Source organism: Mesorhizobium sp. M0293, assembly GCF_040321735.1.
Taxonomy (GTDB): Bacteria; Pseudomonadota; Alphaproteobacteria; order Rhizobiales; family Rhizobiaceae; genus Mesorhizobium.
This window is the reverse complement of record NZ_JAMYSA010000001.1, coordinates 168,992-193,503: the sequence shown is the minus strand read 5'-3', so window position 1 is coordinate 193,503 and position 24,512 is coordinate 168,992. Positions and strand designations below refer to the sequence as shown.

Below are 24,512 nucleotides of genomic sequence, written 5' to 3'. Positions count from 1 at the left end.
CGCAAATGCCTGAAATAGCAGACAAACGCGCCCGCGATTTGACCAGCAGAGCAAATAAAGGCGGCAAAACTCATTCAATGCCAATGCGGGCCAATGCGGGTCCGCTGCAGCGAAAATCCATCCCAGGCGGCACCTCGGCGGTTGTTGGCCCGGTGCGCGATGAATTGTCATGCCGGAAGACTATCATCCGACGTTGTCGGCCGGTTGCCGGGCAATATCGCCCCGGAGGCAACAACTGTTCTCAAAGAGCTTGAAAGACGAGCCAAGCGCCGATCGTAGCCATCAGCGCGCCGGAAACCCGTGGTATCAACTGCCTGGTCGGTACAGTCTTCTCAAGGAGAACAAGGACGGCGATGCCGGCGATCCACAGCACGTTCATGACGCCGCCGACGAAGAGCAGAGCCATCAGTGCCCAGCAGCAACCCAGACAATAGACGCCGTGGTCGATGCCGAGCCGAAGCGCGCCGAGCGGGGCGGAACGGAAACCGCCATGGCTGGCCAGGAACGCGATCGGCGCCTGACATTGGCGAAGGCAGACGCCCTTCATCGGCGTCCATTGATAGAGGCCAGCGGCGATCAGGACGAGGCCGCCGAGGATCGCGCTGTCGGTCGCCATCGAAGGATCGAGCAAGGCGAGACGGGCGAGCAGCCATTGCGCACTAGTCGCCGCAATGCTGAACACGACCCACACAGTGAGATAGCCGGCAAAGAACCATCCCGTCGAAGCGATAGGACGGCCATCCGCCCGCGCCTTGCGGCCGACGCCGGCATAGAGCAGCAACATCGGCGCGACCGAAGGCGTCATCATGCCGACCATCATCACCGCCCACATTGTGAAGATGAAAGCGAAATCGGCCGATGCCCAGGCCCGGAAACCGGGCGCCACGGTGGCGCCCATATCCATGCCGCCCATGTTCGACATGTCCATTTCGGTCATGTCGCCGCCTGCGCTGCCCGGGACGGGGAAACCGGGCATGACCATGTCGGCGGCGAGCCACAGCACATAGGCCCAGGCGAGCACGGCGATCACGACGAGCGCGACCGTTACGACCGCGCGGTCACGCCGCAGCACCGCCTCGAGGGCCGTGTCGCCCATTGGATCAGGTCAATGCACGATGCCGCTCTGCGTGAGATGCAGATTGGCGAAATGGCTGTGCGAATCGGCCAGTTCGAACTTGATCGGGCCCGTCGTCTTGGTCCAGCCGCGCCCGACTTCGGCAATCGCGTATTCGAAGCCGTGCGGCAGGTCGATGCGCGCCCGGTGTTCCGCGCCGGTGACCGGATTCTTGATCGGCTCGCCATGGCCCTCGGTTACGCCCTTGACGTGCAGCCGCGCGGTTCGCGCGCCGACATCGACCTTGAATTCGATCGGGGCAAAGATCGGATCGTGGAATTTCTCCAGCGTGGTCGAAAAGACCTGGAATATCGTCGCACCTGGTTCGGTATCCAGACCGCCCAATATGCGAAGCAGCGCTCCGCGCTGGGCTTCGGTTGCCCTCTCGTCGATAACTACCGCGGCTTCGCCCCTGCCTTGGTGTATGGCGCCGGGCCAGCGGAAAATCCCGACGAACCGCAATCCGTCGAGCTTGGTGTCGCCGTGATGGCCACTCTCGATTTCCATGCCAGCAACCGCTTCACAGAAACCGTATGTCGGCATGGCGTTGAACTGGCACGGCCAGCCATTGGCGCAGGGGCAGTGGGGGAATGCGCGCGCCTTCAGTGTCCATTTGCCGGCGGGCATGACTTTCCCGCCCCTTGCCGCGCTCCCGCTTCGTGAGCGCGATCCGGATCGTGGAGGACCAGAAGGTCAACCGGCAACAACCATCCGGCAGCATCTGATCGAAGCAATCCGGCGATTAATATTAGAAATCGATTATATATTTTTCGCAGCCACCCACAATAGGCCGATTGGCGGAGACCGGGCACCGAACTCAGATTAACAAAAGACCTGACGACAGCCAGTTCGGCGGTGTCGGTGGCTTTTGCGCCAGCAGCTTTTCACAATAGGAATTTTTTCTTGACTTCGTGCCCTCAGCTATGGTACATATTCGTTTATGGTGCTGATTTGCGCCAGCCACCCGCCGCACAGGCGGGTTTTTCGTTTCCGTCAGCCTACGCGCCGGCGAAGGCTGCGAAGGAACCCGTTAACCCGAGTTCGTAGCCCTGTCGGCGGAGAACGGCGCATCTGGCGGCAACGCACCGCCTGGGTCGCGCCGCACCCCAATCGCCACCTTTTGCCGCGACGAATTGGCATATTCGAAGTCCGTCCCCTGGCGGGCGGCGGCTGTTGCACGGTCCATGACGCCGCACTATGGCTAGCGGCTTGGCAAACAAGGCGACGCAGAATGGCGAAAGACGGCAGCGAGCACTTTAGCGGCGGGGTGGGCATCAACACGCGGCTTGCCCATTCGGGCAACAATCCGCATGACTATTTCGGCTTCGTCAATCCGCCGGTGGTGCATGCCTCGACCGTGCTCTTTCGTGACGCGGCGTCGATGGCGGCACGCAGCCAGAAATACACTTACGGCACGCGCGGCACACCGACGACCGATGCCCTGGCCCAGGCCATAGACGCACTGGAAGGCTCGGCCGGCACGATCGTGGTGCCGTCGGGCCTTGCGGCGGTGACGGTGCCGCTGCTCGCCTTCGTGTCGGCCGGCGACCATCTGCTGATCGTCGATTCGGTCTATCACCCGACCCGCAACTTCGCGGACACGATGCTGAAGCGGCTGGGGATCGAGGTCGAGTATTACGCCCCCGAGGTCGGCGCAGGAATCGCGGCGTTGATCAAGCCCAACACCAAGGTGGTGTTCACGGAATCGCCGGCGTCCAACACGTTCGAGGTGCAGGACATCCCGGCCATCGTCAAAGCGGCGCATGCCGCGGGCGCCATCGTCATGATGGACAATACCTGGGCGACGCCGCTGTATTTCCGTCCGCTCGACCACGGCGTCGACATCTCGATCCATGCGGCGACGAAATACCCGGCCGGCCATTCCGACGTGCTGCTCGGCACGGTGTCGGCCAATGAGAGCTGCTGGAACCACCTCTACGAAAGTTTCTGCACGCTTGGCTGCTGCTCCGGGCCCGATGATGTCTACCAGGTGCTGCGCGGCCTGCGCACCATGGGCGTGCGCCTGGAGCATCATCAGCGCAGCGCGCTCGCCATCGCTTCCTGGCTCGAGGGCCAGAACGGCGTGGCGCGCGTGCTCCACCCTGCCCTTCCCAGCCACCCTGACCACGATTTGTGGAAGCGCGACTTCTCCGGCTCGAGCGGCATCTTTTCCATCGTGCTCGCCGGTGGCGGCCAGAAGCAGCAGCACGCCTTCCTCGACGCGCTGCGGATCTTCGGCCTCGGCTATTCCTGGGGCGGTTATGAAAGCCTTGCCGTGCCGGTCTGGCTCGGCGACCGCGTTGTCGCGAAAGCTCCGTATGAGGGTCCGTTGATCCGCCTGCAGATCGGCCTCGAGGATGTCGACGACCTGAAGGCCGACATTTCGCGCGGCCTGACCGCCGCGGCGGCTGCCTGAACGATCAAGGCACCGCCAAAGTGATTCATCGGACCAGCGCAAGCATGCCGAAAGACTGGTGAACCGCCACTTCGCCTGCGGAGCCAGACCGGCACCGCGGCGAGCATTGCGACAAGGTCGTGGAATTCTATTCCCACAAACCGCGGCATCGCGGATCAATTTGGCTTTCAAATTCCGCGATACCGCGCCATTGCGGTGCGATCATCGCGGTTTCTACTTCCCCCTGGAATACCGGCAGAGTTTTCGACGTCATGGCTTTTCGCCTCTTTGTTCCCATTCTTGCCGGCGCGACGCTTCGCGAGCGCCTCGTTGCCTGTATCGGCGCGACGATCGGCATTGCGCTCACCGGCGTGATCGCCAGCCTTGTGCTCGGCAACGGCCCGCATGTACCGCTGCTGGTGGCGCCGATGGGGGCGTCCGCCGTGCTCCTGTTCGCGGTGCCGGCCAGCCCGCTGGCGCAGCCATGGTCGATCATCGGCGGCAACACGATATCGGCACTGGTCGGCGTGATCGTGGCGCATTTCATCCACGAAACCGCCCTTGCCGCCGGCATAGCGGTGGCACTGGCCATCGCCGCCATGTCGTTCACGCGTTGTCTACATCCGCCGGGCGGAGCGGCCGCCCTGACCGCGGTGCTGGGAGGGCCGGCCGTCATCAGCGCCGGCTTCCTGTTTCCATTCGTACCGGTGGCGCTGAATTCGATCCTGCTTGTGGCGCTCGGCTACGGCTTCCACAGACTGGCCCGGCGCAATTATCCGCATGTACCGGCTGCAGCACCGACGAACAGCCACGGCACCGGCGATCCGCCGGCGCAGTCGCGCGTCGGCTTTCGGTCCGAAGACATCGATGCCGCGCTTGGCGCACTCGACGAGACGTTCGATATCGATCGCAACGATCTCGACCGCCTGCTGCGGCAAGTCGAATTGCAGGCGATGGTGCGTGCGCACAAGACCGTTCTGTGCGAGGACATCATGTCGCGCGATGTGATCTCGGTCGACGCGCACACCTCCACCGATGCGGCGCGCCAGTTGCTGCTTGACCACAACATCCGTACCTTGCCGGTCGTCAACGCGGAGGCAAGGCTGGCAGGCACCGTGGGATTGCGGGAATTGACGCAGGCCTCCGGCGCGGTTGGATCCGTGATATCGCCCGCGGCGACCGCCGCCGCCGGTTTCGCCGCCATGGGGCTGCTGCCCGTGCTCACTGACGGCCGCAGCCATGCCGTCATCATCGTCGACGACGACAAGCGGATTCTTGGGCTGATCACCCAGACCGATCTCCTGGCGGCCACGGCGCGCCTGCAGGTTGCTGACAAGTCCTCATTGGACGCGGTAGGTTAGTCGCCGCGGGACCAGGCGAAAAATCTTCGGGAACCTTTTGCCGGCAACAGCGTCCAATCTCTCAATCGAGGTTCCGGTCCGGAGGTTGGGTTGAGGAAACTGGCCATGCCTGCTGTCTTGACGGCCGTACCTTCTGCCGCACCAGGCGACATGCAGCTCGTACGACGGGCGCTGGCGCGCGACGGCGATGCCTTCCGCACCATCATCAAGACGCACAATCAACGGCTCTACAGGATCGCGCGCGGCGTCGTGCGCAATGACAGCGAGGCCGAGGACATCGTGCAGGAGGCCTATGTCAGGGCCTTCGCCCATCTCGATGCCTTTCGCGGCGACTCTTCGCTGGCCACATGGTTGTCGCGCATCGTCATCAACGAGGCGCTCGGCCGCCTGCGCAAGAGGCGCCGAACGGTGGCAATGCCGGAAAATCCGCAAGCCGAGATTATCCGGTTTCCTCTCAACCCCAGCGACGATCCGGAACGGACGATGGCGCAACGGCAGATCCTCCAGCTGGTCGAACGGGCCACCGACAGCCTTCCCGATGTCTACCGGACGGTGTTCGTGGCGCGGGTAATCGAGGGGCTGAGCATCGAAGAGACCGCCGATCTTCTCAGCGTGCGGCCGCAAACCGTCAAGACAAGGCTGCACCGGGCCCGTGCCCTGGTGCGCAAGGCGCTGGACGACCAGATCGGGCCGGTGCTGCTCGATGCCTTTCCCTTCGCCGGCCGGCGTTGCGAAAGGCTGACCGGCGCGGTCATGCGGCGGCTCGGGCTGGAGAGCTGACCCCGGCGGATTCAGTTGCTTTTGGCGGGAACGTTTGCCGCCGTCCCGCATCCAATGATCGTCAACCGAAAAACACTGTCCGGAGCGATTTCAAATGCCCGGACGAAGGAGATGCCATGTCTATCCGACACACCGCCGCGCTCGCCGCCATGCTGCTGCTTGGCACTGCCCCGTTCGCACAAGCCGCCGACAAGCCGACCGACCCGCAGATCGCACACATCGCCTACACGGCCGGCGTGATCGACGTCGAGGCGGCCAAGCAAGCGCTCAAAAAGTCGAAGAACAAGGAGGTGCTCGCCTTCGCCAAGGACATGGTGCGCGACCATGAGGCGGTGAACGTGCAGGCGCTCGATCTGGTTAAGAAACTCAAGGTCACGCCGGAAGACAACGCTACCAGCAAGGCGTTGACCAAAGCGGCGGCGGAGGAGCGGGCGAAACTCGCCAAGCTCAAGGGCGCGGCCTTCGACAAGGCTTATGTCGACAACGAGGTGGCCTATCACAAGCAGGTCGACGGAGCGCTTGAAACGCTGCTCATCCCGTCGGCGCAGAATGCCGAATTGAAGAGCCTGCTGGAAACCGGGCTAAAGATTTTCCAGGGCCATGAGCAGCATGCCGAACACGTCGCCGGCATGCTGAAGTAAGGACCGGGTGCATGCCGAAACGCCCTCCGTGGATTGCGTTGATGCTGGTCGTCGGTATCGTTCCGGCGCAAGCTGAAACCATCCAGGTCACCATCGACAAACTGGTGTTCTCGCCGGCCACCGTCGAGGCGAAGGTCGGCGATACGATCGAGTGGGTGAACAAGGATGTGTTCGCCCACACGGCCACCGTGAAAGGTGGCTGGGAGGTGATGATCCCGTCGAAGAAATCCGCAAGCCTGACATTGAAGGCGGCTGAATCGGTCGACTATTTCTGCCGCTTTCACCCCAACATGAAAGGCCGCTTGGTGGTGGCGCCCTGATCCAGCGCCAACGAGGTCCGCCTGGCCTCGTCGGGGCGCGCGATATGCGTCCATGAGCCGTCATAGCGGGGCTCGCGCCGCTGGATCCAGGCATCGAGCCCTTCGCGCAAATCGGCTGTCGAGGCCATGCGGGCGAATTGCGAGGCTTCGACCTGCAGGCCTTCCGCGATGCTCTGATCGAGGCCGCGCGCCACCGCCGTGAGGATGCTGGCGATCGCCAGATCGGAGTGCCGCAGGATACTCCTTGCCAGGCCGATCGCAGCCGGCATCAACTCGGCATGTGGCACGACTTCGTTGACGAGACCCAGCTCAAGCGCCCGCGGCGGCGGAAACCAGTCGCCCGTCAACAGCAGTTCGAGCGCCCGCTTGCGCCCGGCGAGCCTGGGCAAACGCTGCGTTCCGCCAAAGGTCGGCGGCATCGCCAGGTTGATTTCCGGCTTGGCGAAAAGGGCACGGTCACTGGCGATGGCCAGCGGCACAGCCTCGGTGATTTCGCAGCCGCCGCCAAAGGCAACGCCGTTGACGGCGGCGATGACGGGTTTGCGGAAGGCTTCCAGCCTCGCTGTCAGCCGCTGTCCGCGCATGACGAAGTCACGCATCGCGACGTCGACGCCAAGCGCCACGCTGGCCGAGAACTCGTGGATGTCGCCGCCCGCCGAAAACGCGCGCTCCCCTGCCCCGGTAAGAATGACCGCCCGAACGCCGTCATCGACTTCGATGTCGTCGAGGATCGCAAGCAGGCGATCGATCAGGGCATAGTTCAGCGCGTTGAGTTTCTCCGGCCGGTTGAGGGTAAGGATGGCAATCCCATCCCTGGTCTCGTTGAGGACAAGATCGGTCATTGGCTCTTCCTTCTCCATAATGCTCATGAACCGGAAGACTATGCCCTTTCCCGCTTGTGTATATTCACTAGTCGGTATACTTAAGCTCATGCCCGACGCACAGAGCCCCACCCGCAAACGCATCGTCGATGCCGCGACCAAGCTCTTCTATGCCGAAGGAATCGGTCGCGTCAGCGTCGATGCCGTTGCCGAGGAGGCGGGTCTCACCAAGCGGACGCTCTACTACCATTTCAAGAGCAAGGACGACCTCATCGCCGCCTATCTCGATGGCCGCGACCAACCCAACCTGAAGCGTATGGCCGGCTGGTTCGATGCCGCCGAGGGCGGCGCGGATCGCAAGGTCGAGGCGATCTTCAGCAATCTGGCGAGGGCCGCTCGCCATCCGAAATGGAAAGGATGCGGCTTCCTGCGCACGGCCGCGGAACTCGCCTCGATGCCCGGACACCCAGCGATCAAGGTCGGGTCGCGGCACAAGTCAAATTTCGAAACATGGCTGGCTGGCGCATTGTCCGATCGCGGCGTCGAGGAGCCGCAAGCCTTGGCACGCGAGGTCGTGCTCCTGATCGACGGCTCCTTTTCGATCATGCTGATCCACCGCAACCCCGATTATATCGAGGCGGCCGGCCGCGCCGCGGCGACGCTTGTGCGGGCGCGAACTTCAAGCAGCCAGGTCTAGAATCCCAACGCCAACCATGCCGTGCCCGCGCCAAGCGTCAGCAGCGTCAGCGGCAAGCCGACCTTGAAGAAGGCGCCGAATGACAGCGGCGTACCGGCGGCCCGTGCCTGTTCGGCGACGATCAGGTTGGCGACCGAACCCAGCAGCGTGAAATTGCCGGCCAGCGTCGAACTCATCGCGACGACCAGCCAGGCGCGCTCGGGGTTTTCGAGGCCGGGTATGAATGGCCGCAGCGCCAGCACGGCCGGAACATTGCTCATGATGTTGGAGAGCACCGCGGTGAAGCCGGACAGGCGCCAGACATCGTCCAGCCCAAGGTTCTTTGCCGAGGCGATCATGTCTGATGTCAGCAGCGTCTTTTCGGCGCCGGCGACCACCACGAACAGACCGGCGAACATGAACAGCAGCGGACCGTCAATTTCGCGGTAGATACGTTCCGGCTTGATGGCACGGGTGAGCAAGAGGATCGCGCCGCCGATGAGTGCTGCCTTGGCGACAGGCACGCCGGCGAAGAAGGCGATTGCCAGTCCGATGCAGACCACCACCGCCTTCAGCACCTGCCTCTTATGCATGCGGCCACGCGAGACCTCGGGCATCAGTTGCACCGTGCGGGCGAATTCGGCCCGGTAGACGATGCGGATGATGACAACGACCGCGACGAGGCCGAACAGAGCGACCGGAGCGAGTGCCGCCGAAAAGGCTGGATAGGAAATGCCCGACAGCGCACCGATGACCATGTTTTGCGGATTGCCGGTGATGGTGGCGACGCTGCCGCAATTCGACGCGGTGGCGGTGGCGATCAGATAGGGGATCGGGTTGCGCTTGATGATGCGGGTGACGTGGACGACGATCGGCGCCATGACAAGGCAGATGGCGTCGTTGACCAGGAAGGCAGACAGCACGCCGGTCAACAGCGTCACCATCACCAAAAGCATGAAGGGCGCGTGCGCGTGCTCGATGGCGATAGCGCCAAGGCCGCGAAAGGCGCCCGACACTTTCAGATGGGCCACCACGATCATCATGCCGAGCAAAAGCGTGATGGTGTCGAAATTGATCGCCCGGTAGGCATCCTCCATGCTGAGCGCGCCGACGGCGATCATCGCGGCCCCGCCGAGCAGCGCGATCCCTGCCCGGTCGAGGCGCAGGCCGGGGATGCGGCCAACGGCGACACCGGCGTAAGTCAGGACCAGGATCAGCAGTGCCGCCGCGCCTATCAATGTCATGCGAAGAAGGCCCTGCCCGATCCATCCAGCCCCGATGGGCACCGGACACTACCTTTAGCGTGATGTCGGCAAAGCGAAAGCGCCCTCCGCGCAACAGCTTGTACAAATCAGCGTGTTGCGGGAGTGCCCAAGGTTCTCGTGCCTACAGGACGCGACGGTCCAAGGTTGCAATGACCGCTTTTGATCAGACCTTTGTCAATGCACCGTGGCGACGCTGGGCAGAGGCGCCGGAGCAGCCCCCGCCGGATCGAAGCTGACTTGATCGCGCCCGTTCGACTTAGCCGTGTAAAGCCGTCTGTCGGCGGCGGAGAAGATTTCCTCATAGGTGGTCGGGCCGGTAAAGCTCGTGCCGCCGATGCTGACGGACAGGGGGCAAGGCCTGCCACCGGGCGAGAAGTCCGTCTCCCTGATGCGCCGGCGGATGCTCTCGGCAACCACCCAGGATTGCGAGGGATCCACGCCGGGAAGAAATACGCCGAATTCTTCACCGCCGATGCGGCCAACAATGTCGCCGCCACGCAGTTGCCCCTTGATCGCCTGTGCTATCAGCTTGAGTGCCTGATCGCCGCAGTCATGGCCCAGGCGGTCGTTGATCGACTTGAAGTGGTCGGCGTCGATGATCAGCAGCGCCCCCGAACGGGTCTGCTCCTGCTTGCGGGTCTGCTCGAGATAGGCCTCGACCAGCATCGAGAAGGCACCGCGGTTCAGCACCGCCGTCAGGCTGTCGGTCGCGGCAATAACGCTGAGGTCGCGCTGCGCGATGGCCAGCTGGCGGATCTTCCACATGAGGAAAAACAGAAACGACCCGCCCAGCACCAAAGGCAGCATCAGGTCGGTCATCTGCGCCCGCCACACTGCCGCGGGCGAAAGATAGGGGAAGTTGAAAGAATCGACGAAGAACGCCACGGCAATGAAGAATGCCGTACCGACCATGGTGACAGCGATCACCCTGCCCCAGCTCGTCGGCGATAGATCGAGCTTCATCGCGTTCAACTCCGTTAGCCGCCGCTACTATGACGAACCAACGCAAACAAATTGATAAGACTTTCCCTCCAATTCGATATCGGGCGGCATGGCGCGGTAAAAAGCCGCCGAAGGGACAGCCGCCGAAAAGCGGCTGTCCTGTGTCCCAGCTTGAAGGTTTGGACCAAGCTGTTGGCTGAGCAAGGGCAGGTGGCGCTCGAAGCCAGGCCGTCCGCCGTCAGTTGAGCGTTGATTCACTCAGCGTGTCGACGACAAATGATGCCGCGATCAGGTCGTCGGCTTCAAGACGTAGGGAGCCTTCGCCGCCTCCCATGATGGAAGCCACTTTCTGAAAGGTCTTCATTTCATATTCCGTGATCCGGTTATCCTGCATCCTGGCCTTGAGGTCAGCGATACGCCGATCCAAGGCCGAAGATATTCCTATTTCTCGCTTCGACATGGCAACACTCCTCCCCACCCGGGTTTGCCTCCCACCGATCCGCTTTTTGTATGAGGCTTTGCGAATACAGGCGCCAGAACGCGCCGTGCGAGGGAAGGTTCCGAAAAGGCTGAGTCACGAAATAATACGACGGCGCGGGGCGGTTGCGCGAAGGTCGGAGACGACGTCATCGCTCATGCCTTGCCAAAAAGGCTGAGCCGAGCCCTTTCGACAACCCGGATCCTTTGCGCAAACTTTTTTGTCCATCATGCGTTGTTCCTTCTTCAAGCCGAGGAGGCAACCATGCAGATGAAGTCGCAGACATCGGGTGAAGCCGCCAAGCAACGGCATATCCAGCGCGGCATTGATGCCAAGGACAAAGCCAGGGGCAAAGGCAAGATCCAACACGCAATGCAAGCCGGCGCCCGTAGATATCCGGAGCCGCCCTTTCCCGAGCAACATCAGCCCAAGCCGGGGCATGAATGGGCAATCGAGCCCGCTCCCCTCTACGATGCGCCCTATTACCTGGGGTCGAAAAAACTCGACGACAAGGTAGCGCTCATCACGGGCGGCGATTCCGGCATCGGCCGCTCGGTGGCTGTCCTGTTTGCCCGCGAGGGCGCGGACATTGCGATCGTCTATCTGGCCGAGGACAAGGACGCCGAAGTGACCAAGGCCGCCGTCGAAAAAGAGGGGCGGCGCTGTATTCTGATAAAAGCCGATGTCAGTGAACGCGAGCATTGCCATAACGCGGTGGCGGTCACGGTGCAGAAATTCGGTCGCATCGATGTGCTGGTCAACAACGCTGCTTTCCAGATCCATTCCAGCGACTTCGGCGATCTGACGGAGGCACACTTCGACACGACGCTGAAGACCAATCTCTACGGCTATTTTCATATGGCGCAGGAAGCCGTGCCACACATGAAACCGGGCTCGGCGGTCATCAACACCGGTTCCGTAACCGGCATCGACGGTTCAAGGCAACTCATCGACTATTCGATGACCAAGGGCGGCATTCACGCATTTACGCGCGCGCTTTCGGGCAACCTTATCGGCAAGGGCATCCGGGTGAACGCAGTTGCGCCAGGCCCGGTGTGGACGCCGCTCAACCCGTCGGACAAGGAAGCCGACGACGTCTCGAAATTCGGTGCGGACACGCCGATGAAACGGCCTGCACAGCCGGAAGAACTCGCACCCGCCTATGTATTCCTCGCCTCGCCGCAGTGCTCGAGCTACATCACCGGCGAGATATTGCCGGTGATCGGCGGCTACTGACATGAGAACAGCCGAAATTGAACATATGATGACCAGGGAGCGAGATGGATGGTTCGTCTGCTTTTCACAGTGACGCTTGCCTATGTAGCGTACCGTATCTGCAGGGAAATTGCGGAACCTGCCCGACACGTGCCGCACGACGATAACGAGACACTGAGGCAGCAATCGGCGGCCTTGGGAGTCGACCCGGCGCGCTAGTTGGCTATTTTGGATCGGCCAGCCAGCCGGTGCGCTGGCTGGCCGACTTGAGTAGCCTCATTCGGCTGCCTGCAGGTTGATCTTGCTCTCCGCCATTTCGGTGAGCTTGCGATCGGTCGCCTGTTCTTCCTTCAGGTTCTTGGCCAGCACGTTGGCGCAATCGCTGCGGCCAAGCTGCTTGGCCCAGGCGATGAGCGTGCCATAGCGGGTCATCTCGTAATGCTCGACGGCCTGTGCCGAGGCTATCAGCGCCGCATCGAGAACGTCCTTGTCGTCGACGTCGCCGCTTACGTCGTCGGCTTCCTCGAGAATGCCGTCGATCGCCGGGCAGTTGACCTCCTTGGCCTTGACGCCATGCAACTCGAACACCTGCTCTACGCGCTCGACATGGCCCCTGGTCTGCTCAAGGTGTTTTTCGAATCCGGCTTTCAATTGCGGGTCGGTTGCCTTGCCGATCATCTTCGGCAGCGCTTTCTCGATCTGCCTTTCGGCGTAATAGATGTCGCGCAGCGTGTGCACGAAGAGATCGTCGAGTGTTTTGATATCCTTCGAAAAGAAGCCCATGGCCTTACCTTTCATTGCTCTGAAGGTTGACTAAGGCGGCGGCTTTGCCCGCCACCCGCGAAAGCCGGGACTAAATCCCGGCTTGCTGGTCAACGTGCCGGTACCGGAGGAGTTCCTGATTTCCGGGGCGAAACCGTCATCCCTCTTTCGAAACCCTGCGATCCACTTCCGGTGGGAGCCTTTGTCTCGATCACACGTTCTAACCGGAACGCGAACCGGAACTGTGAAAGGTCGGCAGAATGTATTTCATTGCGTTGGCGACGGACTATGACGGCACACTGGCTCATGACGGAATCGTCGCCACGAAAACGCTCGTTGCCCTTGAGCAGTTCAAGAAAAGTGGCCGCAAGCTGGTTCTGGTCACCGGGCGCGAACTGCCCGATTTGAAGCGCGTCTTTCCCGAAATCGGCCTGTTCGACAAGGTCGTCGCCGAGAATGGAGCGCTGATCTACACACCGGCCAGCGAGGAAGAACGGGTGATTTCGCCATCGCCGGAACCCAAATTCGTCGCCAAGCTGAAGAAGCACGGCGTCAAGCCGCTTTCGATCGGGCGATCGATCGTCGCTACCTGGGAGCCCCATCAGGCCACCGTGCTCGAGGTCATCAAGAAACTGGGGCTGGAGCTGGAAATCATCTTCAACAAGGGCGCGGTGATGATCCTGCCGAGCGGCATCAACAAAGCCACCGGACTGACCGCGGCACTGCAGGATCTTCGGTTGTCACCACACAATGTGGTGGGTGTCGGCGACGCCGAGAACGACCATGCCTTCCTGCAGGCATGTGGCTGCAGCGTCGCCGTCGACAATGCAATTCCCGCGGTCAAGACCACCGCCGATCTGGTCATGCGTGGCGCCCGTGGGAAGGGCGTGGAGGAACTGGTCGACAAGCTGATCAAGCGCGATCATGAGATCGTGCCGAGGCGCCATGACGGCATCGTTCTCGGATCAGCCGGCGGCGACGAGATCTATTTGTCGCCAACCGATACGGTCCTCATCGCCGGCAGTTCGGGCATCGGCAAATCCACCCTGGCCACCGCGCTGACGGAGCGCTTCGTCGAGAGCCGGTTTCAGTTCTGCGTGTTCGATCCCGAGGGCGACTATGACGGTCTAGAAGACGCCGTTCGGCTAGGAGACGGCTCCAGCGCGCCGACAAAGGCGCAAGTGCTGGATCTGATCGCCAAGGCCGATAGCAACATCGTCGTCAATGGACTGGCCCTGCGCGTCAATGAGCGGCCGGATTTCTTTGCCGACCTGCTGCCTGGCCTCAGCAGTTTCCGCCGTCGCACCGCGAGACCGCATTGGCTCGTCATCGACGAAGCACACCATCTCCTGCCCAAGCGGCGCGATGATACCCGGACGGTCCTGTCACTGGAATTGCCGGGCACGATCCTGATCACTGTTCACCCGGAAGCGATCTCGACCGACGCCTTGCGCCTGGTGACGGCCATCATTGCGCTTGGCCCCAAGGCGAAGGACGTCGTGAAGGTCTTTTGCAAAGAGACCGGCATCGAGCCGCCAAAGGAAATTTCCTCGCCCAAGGGTGAACTCGTATTGTTCTGGCGACCGCAGAAACGCAAGAAACTCGCTATGGTCAAGGTGATCGAGCCACGCCAATCGCTCAAGCGGCACAGCCGCAAATATGCCGAGGGGCAACTCGATGAGGCGGGCAGCTTCTATTTCCACGGTCCCGACGACGCGATGAATCTCAGGGCCCACAATCTGATGATTTTCGTCCAGATGGCTGAGGGCATAGACGACAGGACCTGGGAGTTTCACCTGCGCGCCGGCGACTACTCCAAATGGTTCCGCCAGCAGATCAGGGACAAGGAGCTGGCACGGGAAACGGCCGGGGCGGAAAAGGACGAAACGCTTTCAGCCGAGGAAAGCCGCAAGCGCGTGCTCGACGCGGTCCGGCGGCGATATACGGCACCCGCCACGGCGCCGGAGGAATAGCCAGTGTTCAAAAACCTCAAATGATCAGTTGGTCTATCCTGATCGGCAGATCGCGAATGCGCTTGCCAGTGGCATGGTACACGGCGCTCGCGACAGCCGCCGCCGTCCCGACATTGCCAAGTTCGCCCAATCCCTTGACGCCGGCTGGATTGACGTCCAGATCGACCTCCGGAACAAGGATGACGTCGACCTGTTTGATGTCCGCGTTGACCGGCACCAGATAATCCTGCAGGTCACGATTGACATAGCGGGCGTTGCGCCGGTCGATTTCCGTCGCCTCGTGAAGGGCCTGGCCAATACCCCAGATCATGCCACCCATCAGTTGGCTGCGCGCGGTGCGCGTGTTCATGATACGCCCCGCGGCAAAGGCACCGACGATGCGCGGCACCCGGATCTCGCGTGTGTAACTGTTGATGCGGACTTCGACGAACTCGGCGCCAAAGGCATATTTCACCGAATCCTTGTCCTGATCGCCGCCGTGGAATTCCGCCTGCCCGGCATAAAGTTTCTTCAGTGCTTCCGGCGTCGAACCCTTTGGCGCAAATTCGGCATATTCTTCTATCGCACCGATCTGCATCGCCTTGAAGACATCCGACAGCTTGGCGGATTTGCCGCCGCTGGCCACGATCTTCTCTTGCTCCATTTCCAGCTTCGCATTGCCGGAACCAGCCAATGGCCCGTCTCCAGCAACGGCTGCCGCGAAAAGTTTTCCGCGCACGGCGTCACAGGCCTTCAGAACCGCCGAGCAGACGCTGGCAGTCGAAATCGAGCCGCCCGAGACCGGCGCTGGCGGCAAGGCGCTGTCGCCCATCTCGACGCTGACCTTGTCCATCCCTATCCCAAGACGTTCTGCCGCCATCTGGCCTGCCACGGTGCGCACACCGGTGCCGATCTCATGCGAGCCGCACTGAACGCGAACCTGGCCATCGGCCGTCAGGCGGACACGGGCCGCGCATGGCGCGCTGGCCGTTGGGTAGATGGCGGTCGCGCAACCCATGCCGACCAGCCAGTCGCCGTCGCGCATCGACCCAACCGCGGTATCGCGCTTCGACCAGCCGAAGGCTTGCGCAGCCTGGTCGTAGCATTTGACCAGCGACCGGCTGGAGAACGGCTTGCCGCCGATCGGCTCTTTTTCAGGCTCGTTGACACGCCGAAACTCGACGGGATCCATGCCGAGCGCCACGGCCATTTCGTCCATGGCGTTTTCGAGCGCGTAGACATAGGGCGTCTCGGGCGGCGAGCGCATGTAGCCCGGTGTGTTGCGATCGGCATGGACGAGCGAGACGTGAGTGAGCACCGAGCCATAGTTGTACATGCGGCCGGTGGCTGACGTGCCGCCGACGACATAAGAGTCAGGGCGTGATGTCACCTCCCAGCCCTCATGTCCGAACGCCGTGATGCGGCCGTCCTTGCCGGCGCCTATGCGAATTCGATGCCGAGTCTCGGCGCGATAGGTCTGGGTGTTGAAAGCCTGCATGCGGTTGACGACGCAGCGTACCGGCCGTCCAACACGCTGCGCCGCAACCGCGACAATTGCCGTGCGAGCGGTCATCGGCCCCTTGGAGCCGAAGGCGCCACCTACGTAAGGGCTGACAATCCGCACATTGGCTGGATCGATCTTCAACTGCCGGGCGAGTTCGATTTTCCAGCCGGTGACATTCTGGCTTGGCTCATGGACAGTGAGCTGATCGCCTTGCCACATCGCCGTGGTCGAGAACAGTTCGATCGGATTGTGATGTTGGGTCGGCGTCGAGTATTTCTGGTCGATCTTGACGGCAGCGGATGCATAGGCAGTGTCGAAGTCGCCGGCTTTGACATCCTCCTTCAACATCGGGCTCTTGCCGGCCGCCGGTTCCACCTTCGCGCCTTTGGAATCGAAGCTGGCGCTGGGCGGGTCGTCTTCGTAATCGGCACCGATCAACATCGCCGCTTCTTCCGCCGCCTCGAATGTCTCGGCAACAACCATCGCGATGATCTGGCCGTCATGGAAAATTGTCTTGTCGTGCAGGGGTGCTATGGAGCTTGCACCAGTGTTGCCAAATTTCGGCGTATCGGTCTTGTCCATGTCGCCAAAGGTCATGATGTCCAGCACTCCGGGCACGGCCCTGGCGTCGTCCGTATGGAGTTTGGAAACCTTGCCCCGAGCGATGCTGCTGGTGGCAAGAGCACCAAAAGCGACATTGGCTGTGGCGATGTCGGCCGGATAGCTGGCCTGTCCGGTAACTTTCAATCTGCCGTCTATGCGGACAACCGGTTCGCCTTGGTTTTCTTTTGGAACTGGCGCGGCTTGGTTCATGGCTCAGACCTTCATGTCGCGGGTTTCGAGCAACGCTCGCACCAGCGTGCGCTTGCCGAGCGGTACCTTGAACGCGTTGTGTTCTCGTGGTTTGGCATCGGCGAAAGCGGCGGCGGCGGCCTTTTCGGCCCCATCCTCTTGCAACACCTTGCCTTGAAGCGCGTCCTCCGCCGCCCTCGCACGCCATGGCACGGTCGCGACGCCACCCAGCGCAATACGCGCGTGCCTGACAGTGTCTCCATCCATGTCCAGCGCAACCGCCGCCGAGGCCAGCGCGAATGCGTAGGATTCGCGATCGCGTATCTTCAGGTAGTGCGAGCGACGGCTCCATGCGCCGAGCGGAACATCGATGGCGACGATGACTTCATCGGCGGCCAGATCCGTCTCGATGTTGGGCGTCTCGCCGGGAAGCCGATGCAGTCTGGCGAAAGGGATCTTGCGTGGACCATGCCGTCCCTCCACCTCGACGGCCGCATCGAGAGCAATCAGGGCTTGGGCGAAATCGCCGTGATAGGTAGCGATGCAGGCATCGCTGGTGCCGAGCACGGCATGCTGGCGGTTGAGCCCTTCCATCGCGGCGCAGCCGGAACCGGGCTCACGCTTGTTGCACGGCCAGGAGGTTTCGCGAAAATACTCGCAGCGCGTTCGCTGCAGCACGTTGCCGGCAAGGCTCGCCATATTGCGAAGCTGGCCGCTGGCGGCGAATTTCAAGCTTTCGGCAAGGAGCGGGCAGCGGCGCCTGACGTCATTGTTATCAGCTGCCTCGCCCATGCGAACCAGCGCACCGAACCGGATGGTATCATCGCTTACCCTGATCTGCCGCAGGGCAGGCTCGGCAAGATTGTTGAGGTCGAGCAGTCGTTCAGGCTGCGCGACGCCAAGCTTCATGTAGTCGGCCAGATTGGTGCCGCCGGCGATGAACTGGGTATTGGCCTGTGTTGGCGCAACATGCCTGGCGTCGAGGTGGGACGCCATGGCGATCGCCACCGAAACGCTCGTTGGTCTTTCATAGACGAAAGGACGCATCCTAGGCCCTCCTGATCTCGTCGCGTGCCTGGACGATCGCCGCGACGATGTTGGGGTAGGCAGCGCATCGGCACAGATTGCCGCTCATATACTCGCGGATGTCATTGTCCGACCCGGCATGGCCTTCGTTGATGCAGCCGATGGCCGACATGATCTGGCCCGGCGTGCAGTAGCCGCATTGAAAAGCGTCATGGTCGACAAAGGCCTGCTGCACCGGATGCAGCTCTCCGTCAGCTGAAGCCAGGCCTTCTACGGTCGCAACCTCGCGGCCTTGGTTCATGACGGCGAAGCTCAGGCAGGAGAGCACCCGCTTCCCATCGACAAGAACGGTGCAGGCGCCGCACTGACCGTGATCGCAACCTTTCTTGGTGCCGGTCAGGCCAACATGATCGCGCAGTGCGTCAAGCAGGCTCGTGCGATTGTCGAGCGCGAGGGTGTAGGCCTGCTTGTTGATCCGCATCGAAATCGTCGACAGATCGCGCGGCGCGGCCGCTTTGGCAGTCGGCGGCTCGGCGGCTTTTGTCGACGTGGCTATGAGCGGCATTGCCGCTGCTGCCGAAACAGAGCCCGTCATGAAGGAGCGTCTGCTCAGGCCGCTGGGATTTGTGGAATTGGACATGGCTGGCTTCCGGCTGGCTGAGGTCTCAAGCGGACCAAACTGCTCGCGGGAAACAAAGTTCCCTCCTCACGTCGCTGTGATCGCTGCTCTTGCAGAGGCGGTCATGCGGAACTTGAGCCGCAGGGCGGTGGTTGTCCTCGACAGGTTCCAAGGAAGGAGACGATCATGAGCAGTGATCGGAGCGATCGACACAGCGATCAAAATGGTGATGAAGGCCCCGTCTTTTCGGCTGAGCAGGCGCGGCAAGGCGAGATCATCCTGCGAACCCGCACACGCCGGATCATCTTCGTCGCAGGCCTGGTCGGCATTGTGATCCTCATCGCGGTGGTCAGGTTCGCTGTCGGCTGATTGATCAAGGCGTTTTCCCCCTGCCGAAGGCAAACTACCTCTGCCAGCCCTGTCAGGAACCTTTGTGGACAGCTGTCGTTGATTTGAATCACGAGCGGGCGGCGCCTTTGCTTGAGAGTTTCCTGTGGACGCGAAAACGCAAACCAAAGAATCCGAAACCGGAGATACGCGCGGCACTTCGAGCAAGGCCAGATCGGAGGCCTCGCCAGAAAGAAGGAAAGATGCGGCGCGGACCAAGTCTTCCGATCGCGAACCGCGTGAAAAAAAAGCCGGCGACCAGGAGGCCGGCGAACCAAGGCAGCCCGGCCTCCTGAGTTCCCCCCGGCGGCATCCTTACGTGGCCGCTACAATCCTGATCGTGCTGTTGCTGGCCGCCGTGGGACTGATCATGTGGTGGCTGAATGCCCGCCAGTATGAATCCACGGATGATGCCTTCATCGACGCCCGCACGATAACCATCGGCGCCGAGATATCGGGACGTATCACCGACCTCGCGGTGACCGACAACCAACCCGTCAAGGCGGGCGACGTCCTGTTGCGCATCGACGACAGCGACTATCGGGCCGCCCTCAAACAGGCCGATGCCGGCGTGGGCTCGGCGCAGGCCGACATTGTCGATGTCGGGGCTCAGATCGAAGCACAAAACGCAAAGATCGACGAAGCGCAGAAGCAGATGGCACAGGCCCAGGCAGCACTCGATTTCGCCAAGGCCGAGGACCAGCGCAACCGTGAACTTCTGGCCAACGGCACGGCCACCCAACAGCAGGCACAGCAGGCTGCGTCGACGCTGCGCCAGGACCAGGCTGCTCTCGACAGCGCTGAGGCCAATCTGGCTGCCGCAAAAAGCCAGGTCACGGTCTTGCAGGCACAGACCAAGAGCGCCGAAGCCAAGCTCGATCAGGCCAAGGCCAACCAGGACCAGGCGCGCACCACGCTGTCTCGCACGGCCATCACGGCGCCGGTTGCCGGACGGGCAACCAGCATTTCGGTTGCCAAGGGCACATATGCCCAGCCCGGCCAGGTGCTGATGATGTTTGTTCCCGATGAGGTCTGGGTGAAGGCCAACTTCAAGGAAACCCAGCTCGATCTGATGCGGCCGGGACAGCCGGTCGACATCGATATCGACGCCTATCCGGAAATATCCTTCCATGGCCGCGTCGACAGCATCCAGGCAGGCAGCGGCACCGCCTTCAGCCTGCTGCCGGCAGAAAACGCCACCGGCAACTTCGTCAAGGTGGTGCAGCGCGTGCCGGTGAAGATCGTCTTCGATAAACCGCCCGGCGTGCTGCTGGGCCCGGGCCTGTCGGTGGTGCCGACAGTCAAGGTACGATGAGTGGCGAAATGGTCAGCGCCCAAAGCGAAAGCCGGTCCGCCGCCGGTGGGCGCAATCCCTGGCTGATCGCCATCGTCGTCTCCATCGCAACCTTCATGCTGGTTCTGGACACCTCGATCGCCAACGTGGCGCTACGCAACATCGCCGGCAGCTTGGCGGCGGGGATGGACGAGAGTACGTGGGTGATCACCACCTATCTGGTCGCGAATTCCGTGATCATCCCGGTCAGCGGCTGGCTGGCCAGCGTGATCGGCCGCAAGCGCTACTACATGCTTTGCGTGGCGACCTTACCATCGCATCGCTGCTGTGCGGACTGGCGCCAAATCTGGAATTGCTCATCCTGTTCAGGATCCTGCAAGGCCTCGGCGGCGGCGGCATGGCGCCAAGCGAACAATCCATCCTTGCCGACACTTTTCCACCCGAAAAGCGTTCCCAGGCTTTTGCCCTTTATGGCATCGCCGTCATCGTCGCACCGACGGTCGGACCGACCATCGGCGGCTGGCTGACCGACCATTTTTCCTGGCACTGGATTTTCTTCATCAACGTACCGTTCGGCATCATGTCGCTCGCTTTGGTGCAGTGGCTGGTCGTCGAACCGGACGTGCTCGAACGCGAACGCCAGGAGCGGTTGAAGGACGGCCTCAGAATAGATTGGGTCGGGTTCATCCTGGTCGCCACCGCCCTTGGCTGCCTCGAAATCTTCCTTGATGAGGGTCAGCGCAATGACTGGTTCGCATCGGGTTTCATCACGACTTTCGCGGTGATTTCGGCGGTCTCGTTCCTGCTGCTCATCCCATGGGAGTTCAGCCACCGCGATCCGATCGTCGACATCCGCCTGCTGTTCAGCCGCCAGTTCGGCACGTCGTTCCTGGTGATGATGGCGGTCGGCGCCGTGCTGTTCAGCACCACGCAGTTGATGCCGCAGCTGCAACAAACCGCCTTCGACTATACGGCGACCCTGTCGGGCCTCTCGATGATGCCGGGCGGCATCGCCATGCTAATGCTGATGCCGATTTCAGGATTTGCCGCCGGCATCGTTCAGCCTAAATATTTGATCATGATGGGCATGTCCGTTGTCGTGGTCGCCCTGTGGCACATGACGTCGCTCACCCCGGACGCCAGCTTCCGCTTCTTTGCCTTTGCGCGCATCTTCCTTATGATCGGCCTGCCGTTCCTGTTCATCCCCATTTCGACGGCGGCTTACGTCGGTCTCGCTCCACAGCAGACCAACCAGGCCTCGGCGCTGATCAACGTTGCCCGCAACATCGGCGGCAGCATCGGCGTGTCATTGTCCAACACCGTGATCGCTCAAAACGCGCAGCTGCATCAATCGAACCTTGTCAGCCATACCGCGCAATCGTCACCCGCCTATCAGCAGGTGCTGCGTCAGGTAACCGAGCACTTTGTCGCTCAGGGCTCACCGATGGTCGAAGCGAAGCAGCAGGCGATCGGCTGGCTCGGGCAGTTGATCGCGCGCCAGGCTTCGCTGCTCGCCTATGTCGACGTCTTTCGGTACTGCGCAATCGCGACCGCCTTGTTTGTTCCTCTCGCCTTGCTGCTGCGGTCTCCAAAACCCAAGCCCGACGGGCGATAGTTCCATGCCCTGCGTTGCACGTTGCGAATTTCCGATTGGAACTCCTCGCCCCATTGGAGTTCGCCGGAACGTTCGTTTGGGGCCGGCGTTGTCTCCAGTGCTGTGGACCGCGTCAACCGGGCACGGCGGTATGGTGAACAGGATAGTTTTCCCGGTTTCATATTCTGGCCAAGGAATGGCAAACAGCATCTGTCCCGCCCGGTCCGCAGCTATGCGAAGCGACAGGTTTGATCTCTGCATGCCATGACCATTCAGTTTCGTGGGATCGGTTGTTTCCGAATTTCCGATTGGAACTCCCTCGCTGGCTTTCCGTTCAGACTCTGCAGAACAGGAGGAACCGTCATGCCACGAGGCGACAAATCGAAATACACCGACAAGCAGGAACGCAAAGCCGATCATATCGCGGAAGGCTATGAGAAGCGCGGGGTCTCCGACCAGGAAGCCGAAAGGCGGGCATGGGCGACCGTCAACAAGGACGATGGCGGCGGCAAGAAGGAAGGCGGCTCCGGGCGCGGCAAACATACCGGCCATCCCGCGGCGCATAAGGGCGGCAAAAGCGGGGGCAAGGCATCCGCGTCACGGTCAGCCGCTAGCCGATCGGAATCGGCAAAGAAAGCCGCAGCAACACGGAAGCGGAATGCCGAACACCGAGTTCATTGACCTGGACGAAGCCACTCAGGCTGACAAGGCCCAACGCGATGGGAGCACAGGCATGAAATCGCAGCTCGTCAACGAGATCGGCGGACAAAGGACATTCGTCGTGGTGCTCGACCCCGGCGAAGAAGCGTTCGCCGCGCTGACCGCCTTCGCGGTCGACCAGAAAGTCGGCAGTGCGTCCTTGACCGCCATCGGAGCTTTCGAAAGCGCGACCGTGGGCTGGTTTGATCCGAATGCAAGGACCTATCGCAAAATCCCGATCGACGAACAATGCGAGGTCCTGAGCGCGATCGGCGACGTTGCGCTGGGCGACGATGGTAAGCCCAGCCTGCACGTCCACGCGGTGCTCGGATTGAGCGACGGCACCACCCGGGGTGGACACCTGCTTGACGGCATCGTTCGGCCAACGCTCGAAATCACCCTTGTGGAAGCGCCCGGTCACCTGCGCCGCCGCAAGCGTCCTGAACTCGGCGTCGCTTTGATCGATCTGGACGCGTGAAGGACAAAACCGGCCTGGGCTCGCTCAGGGGCGATCTTGTCACGCCTTCCTGTTCTTATCCGCCGGCACCTTGTCTGGCGCAGCTTCCCAGCCAAAGACACTGCGACCGCCAAGCAGATGCGACTGGTCGAATTCTCCGGCGACAATTTCCTTCAGGCTGGGGCCGGTGACGTATCGCTCGACCTGTCGCGACTGGTCGTCCAACCGCCTCAAGGCGCCGATTTCTTCTTCATGACCAAGTTTCGCCTTTTGCACGGCGGACTTCAGCACACCGATGGTCTCGTCATAGACTTTTAGAGGTACAGGGAAAGGATGCCTGTCCTTGCCGCCATGCGCCAGCGAGAAGCGGCCGGGATCGGAAAAACGGCATGGCGCGCCATGCACCACTTCGGCGACGAGAGCCAGCGCGCGCACCGTGCGCGCACCAACACCTGGTACCAGAAGGAGCTCAGAAAAATCCTCAGGGCCACGTTCGGCGGCGGCCGCCATGTTTCCATGCAGCCGACGCATGATGACATCGCTTTCGCGCACATCGTGGTGAGCTGGCATGATCAGATGCGGCAGCAACAGCTGTTGCGGTGCCGGTGCCGCACCGCGCTCCAATGCGGCGAACTCCTTGAGGATGCGATCCGGCCCAAGGTCCTGCAACAGATCCAACTGTCCCTGGCGCGAAGCTTCGGCGCGCCGGTCGGTCAGGTTGACGATCTCGCCCTGGTTGGCGCCCTCAATGGCGGTGTGCGGCTGATCGACGAAACTCTTCAAACCTTCGGACAGCCAATGATAGCGGCGCGCCACCTTGCTGTCGCCGTTCATGCCTTGCTGGACCACGACCCAGTCGCCGTCATCGGTAACGATGAATCCGTGCAGATAAAGATCGAAGCCATCCTGGACAGCGGCGCTGTCCACTTTGGCGACAAGCCGGCTGACGGTTGCCAGGCTCGCTCCGTCAAAGCCAACGCGTTCGCCGATGATTGCAAGTTCATGCGGGGTTTTGCGCGAATGCGTGCCGCGGCCGCCGCAGACATGAATGCCAAGTTCGCCGGATAGAGGCGTCAGACCGCGTTTCAAGGCGCCGACGACGCTGGTCGTGATACCGGACGAGTGCCAGTCCATGCCCATGACGGCGCCAAAGGATTGGAACCAGAACGGGTGCGCCAACCGGCGCAGCAACTCGTTGCGACCGTAGTGATGAATGATTGCCTCGCACATCACGGCGCCCAGGCGCGTCATGCGGTCGCCAAGCCATTTCGGCACGCGTCCACCGTGAAGTGGAAGATCAGCACTTCCCGATCGTTGCGCCACGTCTGTTCCTATGCCTGCCGTTCCCTCGACAGATAGGTACCCCAGACCGCAGGAAGAAGCACTCGATGCTTCTTCCCAGCTGACGCCCGGCGACA

24 protein-coding genes and 1 pseudogene are annotated in these 24,512 nt (G+C 61.9%); 12 read left to right on the top strand and 13 right to left on the bottom strand.

The genetic code is table 11. The features are described from left to right. Positions 1 to 241 precede the first annotated feature (241 nt). Entirely contained in the window at positions 242 to 1,096 is an 855-nt protein-coding gene (locus NKJ06_RS01010; protein WP_352808603.1) for a DUF2182 domain-containing protein, read from the bottom strand. 9 nt (positions 1,097 to 1,105) lie between these two features. After that, positions 1,106 to 1,741 (bottom strand): DUF1326 domain-containing protein, encoded by a 636-nt coding sequence (locus tag NKJ06_RS01005; protein WP_352808601.1) that lies wholly within the window; start codon positions 1,739 to 1,741, stop codon positions 1,106 to 1,108. Positions 1,742 to 2,345: 604 nt separating this feature from the next. Here NKJ06_RS01005 and NKJ06_RS01000 point away from each other — a divergent pair. Further along, positions 2,346 to 3,530 (top strand): cystathionine beta-lyase, encoded by a 1,185-nt coding sequence (locus NKJ06_RS01000; protein WP_352656378.1) that lies wholly within the window; start codon positions 2,346 to 2,348, stop codon positions 3,528 to 3,530. A 127-nt stretch (positions 3,531 to 3,657) separates the two neighbouring features. On the opposite strand, the gene NKJ06_RS00995 is transcribed toward NKJ06_RS01000, so the two are convergent. Next, a complete protein-coding gene (locus NKJ06_RS00995) occupies positions 3,658 to 3,783 on the bottom strand; it encodes a hypothetical protein (RefSeq protein WP_352627258.1) in 126 nt (41 codons plus the stop codon). Between NKJ06_RS00995 and NKJ06_RS00990 the strand changes: the two genes are divergently transcribed. From NKJ06_RS00990 to NKJ06_RS00975, 4 genes are all read left to right on the top strand, one after another. Continuing rightward, on the top strand, positions 3,782 to 4,870 hold the full coding sequence (locus NKJ06_RS00990) for an HPP family protein (protein WP_352627257.1): 1,089 nt from the start codon (positions 3,782 to 3,784) through the stop codon (positions 4,868 to 4,870). The two genes, NKJ06_RS00995 and NKJ06_RS00990, sit on opposite strands and share 2 nt — an antisense overlap. Positions 4,871 to 4,975: 105 nt before the next feature. Beyond that, positions 4,976 to 5,650, top strand: a complete 675-nt coding sequence (locus NKJ06_RS00985) for an RNA polymerase sigma factor (RefSeq protein WP_352627255.1) — start codon at positions 4,976 to 4,978, stop codon at positions 5,648 to 5,650. Positions 5,651 to 5,766: 116 nt separating this feature from the next. Continuing rightward, positions 5,767 to 6,291: a DUF4142 domain-containing protein gene (locus NKJ06_RS00980; protein ID WP_352627253.1), complete on the top strand. Its 525-nt coding sequence runs from the start codon at positions 5,767 to 5,769 to the stop codon at positions 6,289 to 6,291. 11 nt (positions 6,292 to 6,302) lie between these two features. Further along, positions 6,303 to 6,611, top strand: coding sequence for a cupredoxin domain-containing protein (locus NKJ06_RS00975; protein ID WP_352627251.1), 309 nt, complete (start codon positions 6,303 to 6,305; stop codon positions 6,609 to 6,611). Here NKJ06_RS00975 and NKJ06_RS00970 read toward each other — a convergent pair. Continuing rightward, positions 6,572 to 7,453: a crotonase/enoyl-CoA hydratase family protein gene (locus NKJ06_RS00970; RefSeq protein ID WP_352627249.1), complete on the bottom strand. Its 882-nt coding sequence runs from the start codon at positions 7,451 to 7,453 to the stop codon at positions 6,572 to 6,574. The two genes, NKJ06_RS00975 and NKJ06_RS00970, sit on opposite strands and share 40 nt — an antisense overlap. An 88-nt stretch (positions 7,454 to 7,541) precedes the next feature. On the opposite strand from NKJ06_RS00970, the gene NKJ06_RS00965 reads away from it, so the two are divergent. Further along, positions 7,542 to 8,129: a TetR/AcrR family transcriptional regulator gene (locus tag NKJ06_RS00965; RefSeq protein WP_352627248.1), complete on the top strand. Its 588-nt coding sequence runs from the start codon at positions 7,542 to 7,544 to the stop codon at positions 8,127 to 8,129. Here NKJ06_RS00965 and NKJ06_RS00960 read toward each other — a convergent pair. The 3 genes from NKJ06_RS00960 to NKJ06_RS00950 all read right to left on the bottom strand — a co-directional run bounded on the left by NKJ06_RS00960 (position 8,126) and on the right by NKJ06_RS00950 (position 10,775). Continuing rightward, positions 8,126 to 9,352: an anion transporter gene (locus NKJ06_RS00960; RefSeq protein WP_352627246.1), complete on the bottom strand. Its 1,227-nt coding sequence runs from the start codon at positions 9,350 to 9,352 to the stop codon at positions 8,126 to 8,128. The genes NKJ06_RS00965 and NKJ06_RS00960 overlap by 4 nt on opposite strands. A gap of 195 nt (positions 9,353 to 9,547) precedes the next feature. Then, a complete protein-coding gene (locus NKJ06_RS00955; RefSeq protein WP_352627244.1) occupies positions 9,548 to 10,336 on the bottom strand; it encodes a GGDEF domain-containing protein in 789 nt (262 codons plus the stop codon). Positions 10,337 to 10,553: 217 nt separating this feature from the next. Beyond that, positions 10,554 to 10,775 carry a hypothetical protein gene (locus NKJ06_RS00950; RefSeq protein ID WP_352627242.1) on the bottom strand — a complete coding sequence of 74 codons (222 nt, stop codon included), beginning with the start codon at positions 10,773 to 10,775 and terminating at the stop codon, positions 10,554 to 10,556. A gap of 282 nt (positions 10,776 to 11,057) precedes the next feature. Here NKJ06_RS00950 and NKJ06_RS00945 point away from each other — a divergent pair, with 282 nt between their 5' ends. After that, the gene (locus NKJ06_RS00945) at positions 11,058 to 12,029 is read left to right on the top strand and encodes an SDR family oxidoreductase (RefSeq protein WP_352627241.1); all 972 of its coding nucleotides are present in this window, start codon (positions 11,058 to 11,060) and stop codon (positions 12,027 to 12,029) included. 255 nt (positions 12,030 to 12,284) lie between these two features. Here NKJ06_RS00945 and NKJ06_RS00940 read toward each other — a convergent pair whose 3' ends face one another. Then, a complete protein-coding gene (locus NKJ06_RS00940; RefSeq protein ID WP_352627239.1) occupies positions 12,285 to 12,791 on the bottom strand; it encodes a YciE/YciF ferroxidase family protein in 507 nt (168 codons plus the stop codon). A gap of 239 nt (positions 12,792 to 13,030) precedes the next feature. Between NKJ06_RS00940 and NKJ06_RS00935 the strand changes: the two genes are divergently transcribed. Beyond that, positions 13,031 to 14,743 (top strand): HAD family hydrolase, encoded by a 1,713-nt coding sequence (locus NKJ06_RS00935; RefSeq protein ID WP_352627237.1) that lies wholly within the window; start codon positions 13,031 to 13,033, stop codon positions 14,741 to 14,743. A gap of 16 nt (positions 14,744 to 14,759) precedes the next feature. Here NKJ06_RS00935 and NKJ06_RS00930 read toward each other — a convergent pair whose 3' ends face one another. The 4 genes from NKJ06_RS00930 to NKJ06_RS00915 all read right to left on the bottom strand — a co-directional run bounded on the left by NKJ06_RS00930 (position 14,760) and on the right by NKJ06_RS00915 (position 19,269). Then, positions 14,760 to 17,039 carry a xanthine dehydrogenase family protein molybdopterin-binding subunit gene (locus tag NKJ06_RS00930; protein WP_352627235.1) on the bottom strand — a complete coding sequence of 760 codons (2,280 nt, stop codon included), beginning with the start codon at positions 17,037 to 17,039 and terminating at the stop codon, positions 14,760 to 14,762. A gap of 3 nt (positions 17,040 to 17,042) precedes the next feature. Beyond that, positions 17,043 to 18,065: an FAD binding domain-containing protein gene (locus tag NKJ06_RS00925; protein ID WP_352627233.1), complete on the bottom strand. Its 1,023-nt coding sequence runs from the start codon at positions 18,063 to 18,065 to the stop codon at positions 17,043 to 17,045. A 1-nt stretch (position 18,066) separates the two neighbouring features. Continuing rightward, a complete protein-coding gene (locus NKJ06_RS00920) occupies positions 18,067 to 18,684 on the bottom strand; it encodes a (2Fe-2S)-binding protein (RefSeq protein ID WP_352627231.1) in 618 nt (205 codons plus the stop codon). A gap of 66 nt (positions 18,685 to 18,750) precedes the next feature. After that, positions 18,751 to 19,269 carry a hypothetical protein gene (locus NKJ06_RS00915; protein ID WP_352808595.1) on the bottom strand — a complete coding sequence of 173 codons (519 nt, stop codon included), beginning with the start codon at positions 19,267 to 19,269 and terminating at the stop codon, positions 18,751 to 18,753. A 100-nt stretch (positions 19,270 to 19,369) separates the two neighbouring features. Between NKJ06_RS00915 and NKJ06_RS00910 the strand changes: the two genes are divergently transcribed. The 4 genes and pseudogenes from NKJ06_RS00910 to NKJ06_RS00895 all read left to right on the top strand — a co-directional run bounded on the left by NKJ06_RS00910 (position 19,370) and on the right by NKJ06_RS00895 (position 23,115). Continuing rightward, positions 19,370 to 20,365, top strand: a complete 996-nt coding sequence (locus NKJ06_RS00910) for an HlyD family secretion protein (RefSeq protein ID WP_352627227.1) — start codon at positions 19,370 to 19,372, stop codon at positions 20,363 to 20,365. Positions 20,366 to 20,373: 8 nt separating this feature from the next. Next, positions 20,374 to 21,959 (top strand): annotated as a pseudogene (locus NKJ06_RS00905) (DHA2 family efflux MFS transporter permease subunit). A gap of 342 nt (positions 21,960 to 22,301) precedes the next feature. Then, complete coding sequence (locus NKJ06_RS00900) at positions 22,302 to 22,619, top strand: plasmid stabilization protein (protein WP_352808593.1); 318 nt, start codon at positions 22,302 to 22,304, stop codon at positions 22,617 to 22,619. Between the two features lie 52 nt (positions 22,620 to 22,671). Further along, complete coding sequence (locus tag NKJ06_RS00895; RefSeq protein WP_352808628.1) at positions 22,672 to 23,115, top strand: PPC domain-containing DNA-binding protein; 444 nt, start codon at positions 22,672 to 22,674, stop codon at positions 23,113 to 23,115. A 39-nt stretch (positions 23,116 to 23,154) separates the two neighbouring features. Here NKJ06_RS00895 and NKJ06_RS00890 read toward each other — a convergent pair whose 3' ends face one another. Continuing rightward, positions 23,155 to 24,417, bottom strand: coding sequence for a DUF763 domain-containing protein (locus NKJ06_RS00890; RefSeq protein WP_352808590.1), 1,263 nt, complete (start codon positions 24,415 to 24,417; stop codon positions 23,155 to 23,157). Between the last annotated feature and the right edge of the window lie 95 nt (positions 24,418 to 24,512).

Excerpts from the sequence above, each read along its gene's own strand:
- NKJ06_RS01010 (WP_352808603.1), bottom strand. The coding sequence starts at position 1,096 with ATGGGCGACACGGCCCTCGAGGCGGTGCTGCGGCGTGACCGCGCGGTC.
- NKJ06_RS01005 (WP_352808601.1), bottom strand. The coding sequence starts at position 1,741 with ATGCCCGCCGGCAAATGGACACTGAAGGCGCGCGCATTCCCCCACTGC.
- NKJ06_RS01000 (WP_352656378.1), top strand. The coding sequence starts at position 2,346 with ATGGCGAAAGACGGCAGCGAGCACTTTAGCGGCGGGGTGGGCATCAAC.
- NKJ06_RS00990 (WP_352627257.1), top strand. The coding sequence starts at position 3,782 with ATGGCTTTTCGCCTCTTTGTTCCCATTCTTGCCGGCGCGACGCTTCGC.
- NKJ06_RS00995 (WP_352627258.1), bottom strand. The coding sequence starts at position 3,783 with ATGACGTCGAAAACTCTGCCGGTATTCCAGGGGGAAGTAGAAACCGCG.
- NKJ06_RS00985 (WP_352627255.1), top strand. The coding sequence starts at position 4,976 with ATGCCTGCTGTCTTGACGGCCGTACCTTCTGCCGCACCAGGCGACATG.
- NKJ06_RS00980 (WP_352627253.1), top strand. The coding sequence starts at position 5,767 with ATGTCTATCCGACACACCGCCGCGCTCGCCGCCATGCTGCTGCTTGGC.
- NKJ06_RS00975 (WP_352627251.1), top strand. The coding sequence starts at position 6,303 with ATGCCGAAACGCCCTCCGTGGATTGCGTTGATGCTGGTCGTCGGTATC.
- NKJ06_RS00970 (WP_352627249.1), bottom strand. The coding sequence starts at position 7,453 with ATGACCGATCTTGTCCTCAACGAGACCAGGGATGGGATTGCCATCCTT.
- NKJ06_RS00965 (WP_352627248.1), top strand. The coding sequence starts at position 7,542 with ATGCCCGACGCACAGAGCCCCACCCGCAAACGCATCGTCGATGCCGCG.
- NKJ06_RS00960 (WP_352627246.1), bottom strand. The coding sequence starts at position 9,352 with ATGACATTGATAGGCGCGGCGGCACTGCTGATCCTGGTCCTGACTTAC.
- NKJ06_RS00955 (WP_352627244.1), bottom strand. The coding sequence starts at position 10,336 with ATGAAGCTCGATCTATCGCCGACGAGCTGGGGCAGGGTGATCGCTGTC.
- NKJ06_RS00950 (WP_352627242.1), bottom strand. The coding sequence starts at position 10,775 with ATGTCGAAGCGAGAAATAGGAATATCTTCGGCCTTGGATCGGCGTATC.
- NKJ06_RS00945 (WP_352627241.1), top strand. The coding sequence starts at position 11,058 with ATGCAGATGAAGTCGCAGACATCGGGTGAAGCCGCCAAGCAACGGCAT.
- NKJ06_RS00940 (WP_352627239.1), bottom strand. The coding sequence starts at position 12,791 with ATGGGCTTCTTTTCGAAGGATATCAAAACACTCGACGATCTCTTCGTG.
- NKJ06_RS00935 (WP_352627237.1), top strand. The coding sequence starts at position 13,031 with ATGTATTTCATTGCGTTGGCGACGGACTATGACGGCACACTGGCTCAT.
- NKJ06_RS00930 (WP_352627235.1), bottom strand. The coding sequence starts at position 17,039 with ATGAACCAAGCCGCGCCAGTTCCAAAAGAAAACCAAGGCGAACCGGTT.
- NKJ06_RS00925 (WP_352627233.1), bottom strand. The coding sequence starts at position 18,065 with ATGCGTCCTTTCGTCTATGAAAGACCAACGAGCGTTTCGGTGGCGATC.
- NKJ06_RS00920 (WP_352627231.1), bottom strand. The coding sequence starts at position 18,684 with ATGTCCAATTCCACAAATCCCAGCGGCCTGAGCAGACGCTCCTTCATG.
- NKJ06_RS00900 (WP_352808593.1), top strand. The coding sequence starts at position 22,302 with ATGCCACGAGGCGACAAATCGAAATACACCGACAAGCAGGAACGCAAA.
- NKJ06_RS00895 (WP_352808628.1), top strand. The coding sequence starts at position 22,672 with ATGAAATCGCAGCTCGTCAACGAGATCGGCGGACAAAGGACATTCGTC.